The sequence below is a fragment of the Streptomyces sp. GbtcB7 genome, assembly GCF_019091445.1.
In the GTDB taxonomy this organism is placed as follows: domain Bacteria; phylum Actinomycetota; class Actinomycetes; order Streptomycetales; family Streptomycetaceae; genus Streptomyces; species Streptomyces mirabilis.
The window spans coordinates 1-260 of record NZ_JAGXJM010000362.1 but is presented as its reverse complement, the minus strand read 5'-3'; the positions used below and the strand labels follow the sequence as shown (position 1 = coordinate 260).

Here is a 260-nt window from a genome sequence, read left to right as displayed (position 1 = left end):
ATCGCCGACGGCGAGGAACTCGGCTACGGCGACCCCGCCCTGCGCGGCCACTCCTTCGAGTTCCGCATCAACGGCGAGGACCCCGGCAGGGGTTTCCTCCCGGCCCCCGGCACGGTCTCCACCTTCGCGCCGCCCTCCGGCCCCGGCGTCCGCCTGGACGCGGGTGTGCAGTGCGGCAGCGTGATCGGCCCGGCCTGGGACTCCCTGCTCGCCAAGCTGATCGTCACCGGCGCCACCCGGGAGCAGGCGCTCCAGCGCGC

At 75.4% G+C, this 260-nt stretch carries 1 pseudogene; it reads left to right on the top strand.

What is annotated here, in order from left to right:
- Positions 1-260: pseudogene (locus KVT44_RS56270) on the top strand (acetyl-/propionyl-CoA carboxylase subunit alpha); the annotation flags it as partial.